Annotated in this window: 11 protein-coding genes; 3 read left to right on the plus strand and 8 right to left on the minus strand. The window is 72.7% G+C overall.

Annotated features, from left to right (window positions below):
- Positions 1 to 16: 16 nt before the first annotated feature.
- A complete protein-coding gene (locus C1N91_RS12195; RefSeq protein WP_137767923.1) occupies positions 17 to 1,297 on the minus strand; it encodes an MFS transporter in 1,281 nt (426 codons plus the stop codon).
- A gap of 56 nt (positions 1,298 to 1,353) precedes the next feature.
- On the opposite strand from C1N91_RS12195, the gene C1N91_RS12200 reads away from it, so the two are divergent.
- Positions 1,354 to 2,310 carry an ArsR/SmtB family transcription factor gene (locus tag C1N91_RS12200; protein WP_137767924.1) on the plus strand — a complete coding sequence of 319 codons (957 nt, stop codon included), beginning with the start codon at positions 1,354 to 1,356 and terminating at the stop codon, positions 2,308 to 2,310.
- An 18-nt stretch (positions 2,311 to 2,328) separates the two neighbouring features.
- Here the strand turns inward: C1N91_RS12200 and C1N91_RS12205 are convergent, their stop codons facing one another.
- From C1N91_RS12205 to C1N91_RS12230, 6 genes are all read right to left on the minus strand, one after another.
- On the minus strand, positions 2,329 to 3,294 hold the full coding sequence (locus C1N91_RS12205) for a cation-transporting ATPase (RefSeq protein ID WP_254678240.1): 966 nt from the start codon (positions 3,292 to 3,294) through the stop codon (positions 2,329 to 2,331).
- A 616-nt stretch (positions 3,295 to 3,910) separates the two neighbouring features.
- Positions 3,911 to 5,170 carry an FAD-binding protein gene (locus C1N91_RS12210; protein WP_175416010.1) on the minus strand — a complete coding sequence of 420 codons (1,260 nt, stop codon included), beginning with the start codon at positions 5,168 to 5,170 and terminating at the stop codon, positions 3,911 to 3,913.
- A gap of 10 nt (positions 5,171 to 5,180) precedes the next feature.
- Positions 5,181 to 6,704 carry an L-arabinose isomerase gene (gene araA / locus C1N91_RS12215; RefSeq protein ID WP_137767926.1) on the minus strand — a complete coding sequence of 508 codons (1,524 nt, stop codon included), beginning with the start codon at positions 6,702 to 6,704 and terminating at the stop codon, positions 5,181 to 5,183.
- A complete protein-coding gene (locus C1N91_RS12220; protein ID WP_137767927.1) occupies positions 6,701 to 7,411 on the minus strand; it encodes an L-ribulose-5-phosphate 4-epimerase in 711 nt (236 codons plus the stop codon). The genes araA and C1N91_RS12220 overlap by 4 nt, the downstream gene beginning before the upstream one ends.
- Positions 7,408 to 9,195: a xylulokinase gene (locus C1N91_RS12225; protein WP_137767928.1), complete on the minus strand. Its 1,788-nt coding sequence runs from the start codon at positions 9,193 to 9,195 to the stop codon at positions 7,408 to 7,410. The genes C1N91_RS12220 and C1N91_RS12225 overlap by 4 nt, the downstream gene beginning before the upstream one ends.
- Positions 9,196 to 9,731: 536 nt before the next feature.
- A complete protein-coding gene (locus C1N91_RS12230; protein ID WP_137767929.1) occupies positions 9,732 to 10,736 on the minus strand; it encodes a LacI family DNA-binding transcriptional regulator in 1,005 nt (334 codons plus the stop codon).
- Between the two features lie 138 nt (positions 10,737 to 10,874).
- On the opposite strand from C1N91_RS12230, the gene C1N91_RS12235 reads away from it, so the two are divergent.
- Positions 10,875 to 13,112: a glycoside hydrolase family 127 protein gene (locus C1N91_RS12235; protein WP_254678241.1), complete on the plus strand. Its 2,238-nt coding sequence runs from the start codon at positions 10,875 to 10,877 to the stop codon at positions 13,110 to 13,112.
- A gap of 172 nt (positions 13,113 to 13,284) precedes the next feature.
- On the opposite strand, the gene C1N91_RS12240 is transcribed toward C1N91_RS12235, so the two are convergent.
- Positions 13,285 to 14,334: a LacI family DNA-binding transcriptional regulator gene (locus tag C1N91_RS12240; protein WP_137767930.1), complete on the minus strand. Its 1,050-nt coding sequence runs from the start codon at positions 14,332 to 14,334 to the stop codon at positions 13,285 to 13,287.
- A 181-nt stretch (positions 14,335 to 14,515) separates the two neighbouring features.
- Here C1N91_RS12240 and chvE point away from each other — a divergent pair, with 181 nt between their 5' ends.
- Positions 14,516 to 15,649 (plus strand): multiple monosaccharide ABC transporter substrate-binding protein, encoded by a 1,134-nt coding sequence (gene chvE / locus C1N91_RS12245; RefSeq protein ID WP_058730078.1) that lies wholly within the window; start codon positions 14,516 to 14,518, stop codon positions 15,647 to 15,649.
- Position 15,650: the final 1 nt, after the last annotated feature.

The following is a 15,650-nucleotide window of genomic DNA, read 5'->3' on the forward strand; positions in this document are numbered from 1 at the left end:
GACGCGTGCGGCCCCGTCAGGCCGCGATCGTCGTGCGCGCTGCCCGCCCGGCGATCGCGCCCACGCCGAGTGCCGAGCCGAGGAACACGACGGCGAGGATCCCCCAGCCGATCGTCCCGAGGTCGACGGTCGTCAGGGTGACGACGGTGGGCGCGATCATCGCCGCAACCGCGTAGCCGGTGCCGTACACCCCCTGGTAGGCGCCGACCCGGTCCGCCGGTGCGAGCTCGAAGCTCAGCGCCCACCCGGCGACACTCGAGGTGATCTCCGCGAGCGAGTGGGCGACGGCCGCGACCACGAGCACGGCCGTGGCGATCGCCGCTGGCACCCAGTCGTCCCCGCGGACCCACCCGGCGGCGGCCCAGAGTCCGCACGCCACCGCCATGACCCAGCCCGCGTGCCGCATCACCCGGGCCGCCCCCGCGACGGTGTCGGTCCCGCGGCTCAGCCGGACCTGCAGCAGCACGACGATCACCGTGTTCACGAGCAGCAGCGGCGAGACGAGCACGTCCGGCGCGACGGTGTGCTGGACGACCCAGATCGGTACGCCGACCTCGAACAGGCCGAACTGCATGCCGAACAACCCGGTCAGTGCGGTGACCGCGAGGAACCGCAGGTCCCGGTAAGGGCTGCGGCCGGCGGGCTCCCGACGGACGATCGTGCCCGTGTCGGTCCGATCGGCCGGTGCCGCGTCGACCCGCACCGCCGGGAGACCGGCGACGAGGACCGCGGACGCCAGGAACAGCGCGCCCGACAGGATCATCGTCACGCGGTAGGCCTCGCCGGTTCCGATCGCGAGCGGGACCGCGGCGAGTGCCGTACCCACGCCGATGCCGACGTTCGTGACCGTGCGCATCGTCGCGCGCACCCGGACGCGCTCGGTGCCGGGGAACGCCCGACCGACCGCGGCGCCCCGGACGGAACCGCCGCCCTGCTGGGCCAACGTCACGACGGACGCCGTCGCGATGAGCGTCGGCAGGTCGTGGACGAGCACGTAGCTGATGAGCGCGAGACCCTGCACGAGGTGCAGCCAGACGAGCATCCGCCGTGCGCTGAACCGGTCCGCGAGGTGCCCGAACACGAGCGACGATGCCACGCCGACCGCGCCGGCGACGGTGAGCCCGAGGCCGACGACGACGGCCGGGATCCCGACGATCGTGATGAGGTACAGCGAGGTCAGCGTGAAGAAGGCACCGCGACCGAGGGTGTCCACCAGTGTGACGGTGAGCAGGCGTCGGAGGGTCGCGTCCCGTCGGACGAGGGTGCGGATCGGGACCGGTTGCTCCGTGGTGCTCACGGTCCAGTTCTCGCACCGCTCCGGTGCTTCATCGAAGGGATGTAGCGTGGGGCTTCATGATCCGGTACCGCCTCGACCCGTCGGACGTCTCCGCCGTGCGCTTCGGCATCTCACCGCTGTCGGAGCTCGGTCTCGGGCTCCGTGCCTTCCGAGCACCGGAGCGGTACCCGTTGCAGCGCCCGTGGCTCGAGCGCATCGCCGGCGTGCTGCCCCTCCTCGACCGGCCCGTGCTCGCCGGCCTGGTCGACGAGCGGCGATGGGTCGCGGACTTCGTCAACCCCCGCCCGGAGTCACCCCTCGGGTCGTTCGACGACGAGCTCCGGACCCTCGCCGACATCTCCCCCGCACGACTCCGGAGCGACCTGGAGCGGGTGCACGGGGTCGTGCCGGACGTGTTCGTCGGACGGCACGCGGACGTCGTCGACCGGCTCGTCCGGGCCCTGGCGACGACCTGGGAGCTCTGCTTCGCCCCGTACTGGCCGCGCATGCGCCGCGTGCTGCAGGCCGACGTCACGCACCGAGGCCGGATCGCCGCACACGAGGGCGTCGGGGCGGTGCTCGGCGGGCTGTCCGAGTCGGTGCGCTTCGACGGGCGGCACGTCGACGTCCGCTTGAACAGCCCGATCGCACGCGACCGCCCGGTGCAGGGCGAGGGCTTGACGCTCGTCCCCTCGGTGTTCGTCGTCCGTGCGTCGACGCCGATCGACGACGACCTGCCGCCGACCGTGATGTACCCGGCCCGCGGTCAGGGCGCGATGTGGTCGACCGCGTCGCACCCCGACGTCGGTGCCGTCCGGGACCTGCTCGGCGCGACCCGTGCCGCGCTCCTCGACGCGCTCGGTGAGCCGGCGTCGTCGACCGACCTCGCGATGCGGTTCGGCGTCTCCACCTCTGCCGTGAACCAGCACCTGCGCGTGATGGAGCGCGGCGGGCTGCTGAACCGGACCCGGTACGGACGCGCGGTGCTGTACTACCGCAGTACGGTCGGCGACGCGCTCGTCCGGCGGGAGTGAGCGCGTCGCCGCCGTGGATCAGCGGTCGAAGAGCCCGCCGAGGAAGTCGTTGCCGAGGTTCGACGCCTGCTCGCCCAGCCCGGACGCCTGCTCGCCGAGCCCGGATGCCTGCTCACCCAGTCCGCCGAGGAACTGCTCGCCCTCGGCCGCGAAGCCCTCGACGCCGCCGCCGAGTTCCGCGAGGCCGAGGTCGCCCAGCCCTGCGGCGATGCCCTCGAAGTCGACCCCGAGATCGGCCGCGCCGGCCAGGACCGGAGCCGCCGCTGCGCTGAGCACGGCCCCACCCGCGACCGCCACCGCGAGCCCGCCGAGGGCCATCGCTCCGGCGCCGACTGCCGCGCCACCGGCGAAGGCGCCGCCACGCCCACCGCTGCCACCCGAGCGTCTCGATCCCCCGAGCACGCGGCGGATCAGTCCGGGTCGGGACATCTCGCCGCGGGTCATCGCCCGCGCCATGCCGCCGGACGAGTCGTCCCGCAGGTGCTCGTGCGGCGGGAGCTCCGAGTTCAACCGGTCCCGCACCTGCTGGCGCTGCGCCGGGGTGAGCCGCGCGAAGGCGTCGTGGTGCACCTGCTCGATCTGGTCCGGGCTCGCCGTCCGGAGCAGGTAGTCGTACTTCGCCAGGGCGACCTTGTCCGGGTCTGCCTGCCCGTGGTGCTGTTGCGCCCGACCGTGCTGCTGCTGCCCGTACTGCTGCTGCGGTTGCTGACCGTACTGCTGGTGCCCGTGCTGGGGCTGCTGGCCGTATCGCTGCTGCGGCTGCGGCTGGCCGTACTGCTGCTGCGGCTGCTGCTGGCGTGAGCGGTCGTCACCCGTCAGCTTGTCCGCCGCGCTGCGGACGATGTCGCGCCAGTCGGTCCCACCCCCGGTACCGTGCGGGTTCTGCTGGTTGCCCGCGGCGCCGTTCCCCTGCGCGCGCTGCTTCTGCATCTGCTTGTCGATGACCTTCGAGGCCATGCCGAGGATCCGGTTCAGGTTCGCCATGCCCCAACCTTTGTGATCACACATGTGAGCACTCAGCGACGGAGCAGTGCGCCACCCGCCGATCAGGTTCGAGTGCGCTGGGAGCGCCTTCTCAGCCGAACACCTCTGCCAGCCGGACGAAGAAGAGCGCACCACTGACGAGGCCGAGGATGACGGAGGCGCGACGGATCGGTGGTACATCACCGGACGGTTCGGTAGGGTTTCCTCGGCCGCGCACCCGCCGGAGCGCGGCCAGGTGAACGCGCGAGGCCCGGATCTGCTGGAACAGATCCGGGCCTCAGTTCGCCTCCCGAGTGGAGGGCCAGGGATGCAACACCATCCCCGAGCTCAGCGCTCGGACTGATGGTAGCCGAGCCCGCTCGGCTTCGCACCCCTGGCTCGACGCTCTTCGTGTCCGCCGGCGACGACACCAGGAGGTCCTCGATGTCGCAAGACGACGACGGCCGGAACAGGCGTCACGCACTCTGGCTGGGGATCGCGAGCTTGCTCGTGAACACCACCAGACTGCTGGTCGACCTGCTCCGCAAGGGCTGAGGATGCGGGTGCCCCTCGTCGCAGCCAGCGGCGAGGGACACCCCGTCGGTCAGGACTGCGCCGCGTCAGGACTGCAGACGCGTCAGGACAGCAGGCGCGCCAGGAACGCGTTGCGGAAGCGCCCGGTCGGGTCGACGTCCCGGGCGAGCGCCGAGAAGTCGTCGAGCCGCGGGTAGGCCTCGTGCAGACGTTCGACGCTCGCGGCCGAGACCTTCCCCCAGTGCGGGCGGGGGTCGAAGGGCGCAAGGGCCTCCTCGATCCGCTCGACCGCGCCGGCGACCGCGGCGGCATCCCGACGGAAGGTGAAGTGCAGCCCGACCGACTGTCGGCCGGACGAGGGCGCGAGCCACGCCGTGTCGGCCGCGATCGTCCGGACCTCCGCGGCGATGAGCAGCGGCGCGAACACCGGCTCGAGTGGTCGGAGCGCCTCGAGCGCGGCGACGGCCGACGACGCCGGGACCAGGTACTCGGCCTGGATCTCGGCGCCCGTGGACGGCTCGAACGTCGACCGGAAGTGCGGCAGCCGCTCGGACCACGGCCCGGGCACACCGCCCTGTTCGGTGACGCTCGCGGCGTCGTTCTCCCCCGGGTGCACCGGGCCGTCGGCACGGCGGGCGCCGAGCGCGACCAGGTCGACCGACGGCGCGGGTTCGTCCGCGCGGTGCTTCGTCCAGACCTGCCGGGCGCCGCGGTCGTCGAAGGACGTGAACAGCGACACCGAGTACGCGTCCGACACCACCTGGTCGAACTGTCCGAGGACGACGTCCCACGGCAGGTCGAGGTGCACCGTCGTGGCGACCTCGAACGACGGCTCGATCGCGAGCTCGACCGCGGTGACGACCCCGAGCGCGCCGAGCGCCACCCGGTGCGCGTCGAGCGCGTCGTCCGGCGTCGACCCATCGACGGACGCGACGGAGCCGTCCGGGCGGACGACCTCGAGACCGACCACCGCCTGTGCGAGCGACGGGTTGCGGACGCCGGAGCCGTGCGTACCGGTGGCGACCGCGCCGGCGACCGAGATGTGCGGCAGGGAGGCGAGGTTCGCGAGGGCCCAGCCACGAGCCTCCAGACCGGCCGCCACCTGTGCGTGCGTCATGCCGGCGGCGACCCGCACCACCCGACGGTCGGCGTCGATCTCGAGCAGCGGCGGCAGGCCGGCGAGCGTGACCTGGACGGCGTCGGTGTCGGCGATCTCGTTGAACGAGTGCGTCGACCCGAGCGCCGTCAGGCGCGGCGTGGCCGCGACGAGCTGCTGGAGCGCCGCCACCGAGGTGGGGCGTTCCAGCCGGGATGCACGGTAGGTGACGTTCCCCGCCCAGTTCGTGCGCGTCGTCGCGGCCACGGTCACGGTCCTAGAACCCGCGGTCGAGACGGTGCCACGCCTGCTGCAGGCGGAGCTCGTCCTTGAAGGTGCGGGCCGACGTGTGCTCGTCGATGACGAGGAACTCCGTGCCGACCATGGTCGCGAAGTCCTCGACGACCTGCAGGCCGACGGCGGTCGTCATGACCGTGTGGTGGGCGGCACCGGCGGTGAGCCAGGCCTCCGCGGCGACCGGGAAGGACGGACGCGGCTCCCACACGGCACGGCCGACGGGGAGCTTCGGCAGCGCCTCGGTCGGGGGCACGACGTCGACGACGTTTGCGGTGAGGCGGAAGCCGTCGCGGGTGTCGGACAGGGCGACGACGACGGCCTCACCCGCGTCGGCGGTGAAGACCAGGCGGACCGGGTCGTCCTTGCCGCCGATGCCGAGCGGGTGGATCTCGAGGGTCGGCTTCGTCGTGGTGAGCGTCGGCGAGACCTCGAGCATGTGGGCGCCGAGGATCTTCTCGGCACCCGGGGTGAGGTCGTAGGTGTAGTCCTCCATCAGGCTCGCACCACCGGACAGCCCCGCGCCGGCGACGTTCATCGCGCGGACGAGGACCGCGGTCTTCCAGTCGCCCTCGGCGCCGAAGCCGTAGCCGTCGGCCATGAGCCGCTGCACCGCGAGTCCGGGCAGCTGCTTGAGCGTGCCGAGGTCCTCGAAGTTCGTCGTGAACGCGGCCGAGACGTTCTGCTCCAGGAGTGCACGGAGACCGAGCTCGATCGCGGCCCCGTCACGGAGCGCCTGGCGACGGGCGCCGCCGTCCTGCAGCTCGGGCACGAGGTCGTAGGACCCGTCGTACTCCGCGACGAGTGCGTCGACGGCGGCGGTGTCCGCCTCCGCCGCCTCGACCGCCGCCGCGAGCTCGTTCACGGCCCAGGTGTTCACCTGCACGCCGAGCTCGATCTCCGCCTCGGTCTTGTCGCCCTCGGTGACGGCGACGTAGCGCATGTTGTCGCCGAAGCGGGTCAGCTTCAGCTCGCGCACGGCGGCGGCACCGGCTGCGGCGCGGGTCCAGTCGGACACGCGCTGCTGCACGCGGGGGTCGGACACGTGCCCGACCGCGGTCGCGTGCCGGACGCCGAGACGTGCCAGGGCGTAGCCGAACTCGCGGTCGCCGTGCGCGGCCTGGTTGAGGTTCATGAAGTCGAAGTCGATGTCGCCCCACGGCAGCGCGACGTTCGCCTGCGTGTGCAGGTGCAGCAGCGGCTTCGTGAGCGCCTGCAGGCCGCCGATCCACATCTTCGCCGGGCTGAACGTGTGCATCCACGTCGTGACACCGATGACCCGGTCGTCGGCGCTCGCGTCGATGAGCGCTCGGCGGATGCCGTCGGCGTCCTTGAGGACCGGCTTCCAGACCAGCTTCACCGGCACGGTCGGCGCGAGCTCCGCGTGCACGGCCTTGCTCTGCTGCTCCACCTGGCGCAGGGTCTCCTCGCCGTACAGGCCCTGCGACCCGGTGAGGAACCAGACCTCGTAGCTGTCGAGGGTGGCCTGGGGGTTCACCTGCGTCATCGCATGGCTCCTTCGGGGTTCTGTCCGTAGACGTTCTGGTAGCGATCGAAGAGTCGATCGATGTCGTCGGGGGCGATGGGCACGAGCTCGCCGCCCTGCTTCGCGATGTGCACGGTGCGCGCGACGTCCTCGCACATCACCGCCGCCTTGACGGCGTCCTTCGCGTCCTTGCCGATCGTGAAGACGCCGTGGTTCTGCATGAGCACGGCGCGGCTGCGGTGACCGGCGAGGGTGTCGACGATGCCGCGGCCGATCGAGTCGTCACCGATGATCGCGAACGGCCCGACCGGGATCGGTCCGCCGAACTCGTCTGCCATCGCGGTGATGACGCACGGGATCTCCTCGGCGCGGGCGGCCCACGCGGTGGCGTACGTCGAGTGGGTGTGCACGACGCCGCCGACCTCGGGCATGTTCCGGTACACGAACGCGTGCGCCGCGGTGTCGGACGACGGACCGTGCGCGTTGCCCCACCCGTCGGCGGGGACACCGTCGAGGGTGCAGACCACCTGGTTCTCCGGGGTCAGGTCGTCGCTGGCGACGCCCGACGGCTTGATGACGAACAGGTCCGTGCCCGGCACCCGCTGCGAGACGTTGCCGCCGGTCCAGATCACCAGGCCGTAGCGGACGAGTTCGCCGTGCAGGGCGGCGACCCGCTCCCGCGCGGCGGCGACCGCCTTCCTCGTGTCGTCGGTGGGCGCGTCGGTCATCGGGTCGGCTCCTGTTCGGTCTGGAGGCGCGCCTCGACCACGTCGGTCGGCTCGCCCTGGTGGGTGGGTGCGGCTTGGTCCGTCGGTGCGGCCTGGTCGGTCGGTGCGGCCTGGTCGGCCTGGTCGGCTGGTGCGGCCCGGTCGGCTGGTGCGCTGGTGCGGGTCGCCGCAGCTGCGACGTCCTGCACGGGCAGGGCCGCTCGGTAGCGGGCCAGGTAGTCCTGGAAGCCCCGGACGTCGCGTTCCTCGGGCTCGGCGACGTGCACGGCCTCGCCGCCGAACACCGTGTCGGCGAGGAAGTCCTCGAGCGGGCGGTCGGTGTGCTCGAGGTAGGCCGCGAGCACGGCGATGCCCCAGGCGCCGCCCTCTCCCGCGGTCTCCTCCAGCGCGACCGGCACGCGGAGCGCTGCGGCGAGCAGGCGCTGCGGGGTGCCCGGCGTGCGGAAGAGCCCGCCGTGCGCGGTCATCCGGTCGACGGCGACCTGTTCGCCGTGCAGGACGTCCATGCCGATCGCCAGGGTTGCGAAGGCGCCGTGCACCTCGGAGCGGACGAGGTTGCCGAGGGTGAAGCGTGCGCCGGGGGTGCGGAGCAGCAGGGGTCGACCGTCCTCGACCCGGGTGACGGGTTCGCCCGCCAGGTAGTTGAACGAGAGCAGCCCGCCGGCGTCCGGGTCGGCGTCTGCCGCCTCGGCCAGCAGGGTCGCGTAGACGTCGTCGACCGCGACGGAGGCGCCGCCGGTCCGCTCGCTCGTGGCCTCGGCGAAGCGGCCGAAGACGCGGGCCCAGGCCGCGATCTCGCTCGCGCCGTTGTTGCAGTGCACCATCGCGACCGCGTCGCCCGCCGGGGTCGTGACGACGTCGAGTTCCTCGTGCGGGGTCCGGAGCGCCCGTTCGAGGACGACCATCGCGAAGATGCTCGTGCCGACGCTGACGTTGCCGGTGCGCGGGGCGACGGCGTTCGTGGCGACCATGCCCGTGCCGGCGTCACCCTCGGGCGGGCAGAACGGGACGCCGGGCTCCAGCGTGCCGGTCGGATCGAGCCACGCGGCGCCCTCGGGGGTGAGTGCGCCGGCGTCCTCGCCCGCGACGAGCACCTCGGGCAGCAGGGCGCGGAGGTCGGGGACGTGCTCGCCGAGCAGCTCCTGCGTCGTGGCGAGCATGGCTGCGTCGTAGTCGCGGCGACCGGGCTCCCCCGGCCCGCTGTCGACCGGCCCGGACTCGATCGGGAACATGCCGCTCGCGTCGCCGACACCAAGGACGTCACGGCCCGTGAGCATGCGGTGCACGTACCCCGCCAGGGTCGTGATCCCGGCGAGCTGTGCGACGTGCGGCTCCTCGTCGAGCACGGCCTGCACCAGGTGCGCGATCGACCAGCGCTGCGGCACGTTGAAGTCGAGGGCCGCGCTGAGCCGCTCGGCCGCGGGGCCGGTCGAGGTGTTGCGCCAGGTGCGGAACGGGACGAGGAGCTCGCCGTCCGCATCGAACGCCAGGTAGCCGTGCATCATCGCCGAGACGCCGGCCGCGCGGAAGGTCGTCGGGCGGACGCCGTACTGCCGTTCGACGTCGGCGACCAGGTCGGCGTAGGCCGCGCGGACCCCCGTCTCGACGGCGATCAGCGGGTAGGTCCACCGGCCGTCGACGTACTCGTTCTCCCACTCGTGGGAGCCGCTCGCGATCGGGCGGAGCTGCTCGTCGACGAGCACGGCCTTGATGCGGGTGGAACCCAGCTCGATGCCGAGGGTCGTGCGGCCGCCCTCGACCTGCTGTCGGCGGTCGTCGCTCATGTGTCCTCCCGAGACCTCGTCGTCCTGCGTGAGCGCTCACATCCTGGCACGTGAGCGCTCACGCGTGCAACGCACCGGCGCGCCGCCGTCCCGGGCCCCCGCCGCGTCGACCCGCCCAACCCCGCCTGGCGGTGCCGAGCGGGCACGATCTGTCACGCTCGATGCCCATGGCCGACGCATCTCACCCGCTCGACGGCACGCACGCGGCACGTCCTGCCCGCTCGGAATGGCGGCCCACCGCGCTCGCGGGCAGCTTCTCGTCGCAGGACATGCCGCTCGACTTCCCCGCGAACGGCATGTCGTGCGACCGGAGCATCTCCGGGCGGCAAGTCGTGCGACGAGGACACGCCCGCAGCGCCCGGCCTGCTCGACACCCGCGCAGGTGTCGTTGCGGCGGAGCACCGAAGGCGCGCGTCCCGATGCCACGACACGCCGTCGGTGATCGTCCTCGTCGCAGGACGTGCCGTTGCGGGCGGAACTGAGCGGCAGGTCGTGCGCCGAGAACGCCAGCGCAGCCGCGCAGCAGCGCAGCCGGGCTACGCGCCGATGGTGCTCCCGCGGACGACGAGCCACGGGGTCACGGCCGTCGACGCCGGGGTCCCGCCCGCCACGAGCTCGAGCAGCGCCCGCCCCGCGATCCGCCCGAGTTCGTCGAGCCGCATGTCGACGGTGGTCAGCGGCGGCCGTGACGCGAGCGCCACCACGTCCCAGTCGTCGTACCCGGTGACGGCGACGTCACCCGGCACCGTCCGTCCGGTCTCACGCAGCCGGTCGCACACACCCCGGGCGATCTGGTCGTTCCCGCACAGCACCGCGTCGACCGCCGACGACGACCGGTCGAGCAGGTCCACGGCCCGACGCCCCCACCGCTCGGACCACTCGCCGTGCATCGCAGCGCCCACCATCCGGTCCCCGAGCTCCGCCGCGGCCCCTCGTGCGCGCTCGACCGCCGAGCGGGCGTCCTCCGGCCCGGTGACCACGGCCACCCGCCGGCGTCCGAGTCCGAGCAGGTGCGCGGCGGCCGCAGCGGCACCGGCGGCGTCGTCGAGGGTGATCGACACGTCGGACGGGTCGGTCGACGGCGTCAACGCGTAGACGACCGGGACCGGCAGTGGGACCTCGACGGGCGGGCGCGCATCGGCGGACCGACCCGTGACGACGATGCCGTCCACGCCCCGGGCGACGAGCGTGCGGAGGTAGTGGGCCTCGCGGACGTGGTCGTCGCGGGTGTCGCCGACGAGCACCATCATCTCGCCGGCGGACAGGGCGTCCTCGGCCCCGAGCAGCACGGGCATGGTGAACCGTCCGAACGAGTCGGTCGTGATCATGCCCACCGTGAAGGTCCGGCCGGACGACAGCGCCCGCGCCCGTGCATCCCCGACGAAGCCGAGCTTGTCGGCGGCGTCCTTCACCCGACGACGGGTCTCGTCCCGCAGCTGCCCGGTGTCGTTGAGCGCCTTCGACGCCGTCCCGATCGACACTCCGGCGAGCGCCGCCACGTCGGTGATGCGGACGGAGCGACTCCGAGGCTCGACGGGCACGGCAACGTCCTTTCCGGTGGGTCGACTGTCGGGATCGTAGCGCGGAAGCCTCTTGTGCACGCGCCGACCGTGCCGTAGCGTCACCGACGGAAAGCGCTTTCCGTACGGACGGGCGCCCGTCAGACGCAAGGAGGCGCCATGACCACCACGACCGGCACCACACGCGCCGCTGCCACGACCGGCACCACACCCGCCGCCGCGACGACCGGCACCACGCCCGGCACCAAGACGGCCGACGGCACCACGACCGGTCGTCGCCCGCGCACCGCGACCCCGGCCCTCCCGACCGCCGGTGCGCACCTGACGCTCCGTCCGCTCCCCGTCGGCGGTGCCCGGATCACCGGCGGCTTCTGGGCCCTGCGTCAGGACCGCAACGGACGGGACGCGATCCGGAGCGGGTACGAACGGCTCGACGCCGCCGGGAACTTCCGGAACCTCCGGATCGCGGCCGGCGACGAGCAGGGCGAGGCCGTGGGACCGGTCTTCATGGACTCCGACGTGACGAAGTGGCTCGAGGCCGTCGCGTGGGAGTACGGCCGCGCCCCCGCCGAGGACCTGCTCGCCCTGCAGCGCGAGGTGACCGCGCTGTACGCCCGCGCCCAGGCCGCGGACGGCTACGTCGACTCCGTGCAGCAGATCCGCGGCGAGGGCGCGCGGTACACGGACCTGAAGTGGAGCCACGAGCTCTACTGCGCCGGACACCTGTACCAGGCCGCCGTCGCGCAGCACCGGGCGACGGGCGACACCGGGCTGCTCGAGGTCGCCACGAAGAACGCCGACCACCTCGTCGCCACCTTCGGCCCCGGCGACGACCACGCGCAGGACGTCGACGGACACCCCGTCGTCGAGACGGGCCTCGTCGAGCTCTTCCGCGAGACCGGGAACCGGGCCTACCTCGACCTCGCGCACTGGTTCGTCGACGCCCGCGGCCACGGGATGATCGAGCGCGCCGGCGGCGAGCCCACCTACTTCTCCGACCGGGTGCCGGTCCGCGAGGCCACGACCGTCGAGGGCCACGCCGTCCGTGCCGTCTACCTGGCGGCCGGCGCGGTGGACGTCGCGATCGAGACCGGCGATGCCGAGCTCCTGACGGCGAGCGAACGGCAGTTCGCGGACATGACGGCGACGAAGGCGTTCATCACCGGCGGCCTCGGTGCCCGCTGGGACCGGGAGGCGTTCGGCGACCCGTACGAGCTCCCCACCGACCGCGGCTACGCCGAGACCTGTGCGGCGATCGGCGGGATCCAGTGGGCCTGGCGCCTGCTGCTCGCGACCGGCAAGCCCGTCTACGCCGACGCGATCGAACGGCTGCTGTACAACGCGTTCCTGCCCGGGGTCAGCCTCGCGGGCACCGAGTACTTCTACGTCAACCCGCTGCAGCACCGCGACGGTGCGCACCGCGACGAGAACCGCTCCCCCGCCCACGGCCGCCGCGGTTGGTTCGACTGCGCCTGCTGCCCGCCGAACATCATGCGGACCTTCGCGAGCCTCGACGGCTACCTGGCGACCGTCACCGACGGCGGTCTGCAGGTCCACCAGTACGCGGACGCCGACCTCGGCCCGGTCCACGTCCGCACCGGGTACCCGCACGACGGTCACGTGGTCGTCACGGTGGCCCAGGACGGCCCGCTGGCCCTCGGGTTGCGCATCCCTGCCTGGTCCGACGTCACGTCCGTCACCGGCGCGGGAGGCGAGGCGAGCCCTGCCCCTGGCACCCTGCACGTGGTCGAGCGCGACTGGACCGCCGGCGACACCGTCGAGCTCACCTTCGACACGACACCGCACCGGTACGTCGCCGACCCCCGCATCGACGCGGCCCGTGGCCAGGTCGCCATCGAGCGCGGGCCGCTCGTCTACGCCGTCGAGCAGGCCGACCAGCAGGGCTTCACGGTCGACGACCTGACGGTCGACGCCGACGCCGAGCTCACGGAGGAGCGTCGTGACGACCTGCTCGACGGGGTCGTCACGCTGCGCGTGCCCGGGCACGCCCCGGCGCGGCACGAGCAGGCAGCGTGGCCGTACCGTCGACTCGACCGGCCGGGAGGCGCGCCCCACCCCGCAGGCGCGACCACCGGTACCGGGGCGGCCGGCTCCACGGCCGCGACCGACCCCGCAGACGCGGCTACCGTCGCCGACACGGCCACCCCCACGACCGCAGCCGGCACCGCCGACACCACCACCGCTGCCGACGCGACCGCCCCCGCAACCGCAAACGGCAGCGCCGACGCGACCACCCCCGCAACCGCAGCCGGCACCGCGGACACGGCCACGGGCCTCCCGGCCGGCACGTCCGTCACCGCGATCGCGGTGCCGTACTACGCCTGGGCGAACCGGGGGCCCGACCCGATGCGCGTCTGGCTCCCGCTCGTCCCCTGAGGTCGGCCCCGCCCGGGTCGCACGACATGCCGTCAGCAGCCGCGCCGGACGGCATGTCGTGCGACGGGAACGGCAGCACTCGGCAGGTCGTGCGACCGGAACCGCCTCGGCCGGGACCACCGTGGCGGGGGGCAGGCACCGCGACGACCGGACCCGCGACCGGTGGAACCGCTCAGGCGGAGCGCCGCACCACGAGCTCGGGCAGCAGCAGCGTCTCGTCGCGGGGCTCCCCCTCGACCACGGCCACGACCGCCTCGAGCACCCGCTGCCCCATCGCCATGAAGTCCTGCCGCACGGTGGTGAGCGGCGGGGTGAAGTGCGCCGCCTCGGGGATGTCGTCGAACCCGACCACGGCGATGTCGTCCGGCACGCGGAGCCCCTCGTCGGCGAAGGCGTGGAGCACCCCGAGCGCCATCTGGTCGTTCCCGGCGAAGACGGCGTCGACCGCGTGCACGTCGATCGTCCGCGCCGCCGCGAAGCCGCTCGCCGGGGTCCAGTCGCCGTCGAGCACGACCGGCTCGAGCCCCGCCTCGCGCATGATCCGGCCGTAGGTCGCTCGGCGCACCTCGGACTCCTGTGACACCGCCGGTCCGGCGATGTGCACCACCCGGCGGTACCCGCGGGCGAACAGGTGCTCCATCACGAGCGTGGTGCCCGCGGCCTGGTCGATCGCGACGGCGGCGACGCTCCGCGCGGCGGGGGTCCGGACCGCATCGCGCTGCACGGCGTTCGCGACGACGACGGGGACGGTCACCGGGATCGTCAGCGACGCGAGGGCGTCGAGCACGCGGTTGTCGGCCGCGACGAGCACGATCGCGGCGACGTCCTGCGCGAGCAGCGTGGTGAGCGCGCCGGACAGGTCCACGGGTCGGGGGTCGTCCGGCAGCGTCGAGAGCAGCACGTGGTACCCGGCCGACCGGGCGGCCCGCTCGAACCCGACCGCGGTGCTCGACGGTCCGTACAGCGCGTCGCCCGCCGTGATGATGCCGAGCGCACGGCTGCGCCCGCCCGCGAGGGCCCTGGCGGCCGCGCGGGGCCGGTACCCGAGCTCCGCGACGGCGTCGGTGACCTGCGAGCGGTAGGCGTCACGGACGGTGGGGTCGCCGTTGATCACCCGGGAGACGGTCTGGTGCGAGACACCCGCGCGCTCGGCGACGTCGAAGATCGTCGGGGCCTTGCGGCGTCTGCCGCCGGGGCCCCCGAGCGCGGTCGTCGTGGTCACCTGGCCGAGCGTAGCGCTCGGTCCGCGTGACGCAACAACATCTCGGAACGGTCACGACGAGTTGACACCCCGGAACGGAACCCTCAGTATGTGAGCGCTCACACGAGCACATCCCACGGGGCACAGCAGCCCCAGCACCCGAGCGCGTCGAGGACGACGCGAGAGGAACAGAGGTACTTCGATGATGAAGCGCAAGGTCATCGCGGGGGTCGCGGCCCTCGGCATCGCGTTCTCCCTGGCAGCCTGCTCGGCCGGCGGCCGTGCAGCGACCACCGGCGGCGGCGACACCGCGGACGGCAACAAGGGCGCCCTGGTCGGCGTCGCGATGCCGACCAAGGTCTCCGAGCGGTGGATCAAGGACGGCGACGCCGTCAAGAGCGACCTCGAGAAGGCCGGCTACAAGGTCGACCTCGAGTACGGCGACAACAAGGTCCAGCAGCAGGCCCAGCAGGTCAGCAACATGATCACGAAGGGCGCGAAGGTCCTGATCATCGCGTCGATCGACGGTGGGGCGCTGTCCGACCAGCTCGACCAGGCGGCGAAGGCCGGCATCAAGGTGATCTCCTACGACCGCCTGCTCACCGGCAACAAGAACGTCGACTACTACGTGTCGTTCGACAACTACAAGGTCGGCGTCGACCAGGCCACGTCGCTGCTCACGGGCCTCGGCGTGCTCGACGACAAGGGCGAGAAGACCGGCAAGAAGGGCCCGTTCAACATCGAGGTCTTCGCCGGCTCGCTCGACGACAACAACGCCGGGTTCTTCTTCAACGGCGCGATGGACACCCTCAAGCCGTACCTCGAGGACGGCACGCTGAAGATCGGCTCCGGCCAGGACCAGCTCTCGCAGGCCGCCACGCAGCAGTGGGACCCGGCGACCGCCAAGGCCCGCATGCAGAACCTCGTCGCGTCGACCTACTCGGGCGGCACGAAGCTCGACGGTGTGCTCTCGCCCTACGACGGCATGTCGATCGGCATCATCTCGGCCCTGCAGGGCGCCGGCTACGGCTCGGGTGACCGTCCGCTGCCGATCGTGACCGGTCAGGACGCCGAGGCCGCCTCGGTCAAGTCGATCATCGCGGGCCAGCAGTACTCCACCATCTACAAGGACACGCGCAAGCTCGCGAAGCAGTCCGTGACGATGGCCGAGGACCTGCTCTCGGGCAAGACCCCCGAGGTCAACGACACCAAGAGCTACGACAACAAGGTCAAGGTCGTCCCGACCTACCTGTTCCAGCCCACGGTGGTGACGAAGGCCAACTACAAGGAGGTCCTCGTCGACAGCGGGTACTACACCGAGGCCGACCTCAAGTAGG

Source organism: Curtobacterium sp. SGAir0471 (assembly GCF_005490985.1).
GTDB lineage: Bacteria > Actinomycetota > Actinomycetes > Actinomycetales > Microbacteriaceae > Curtobacterium.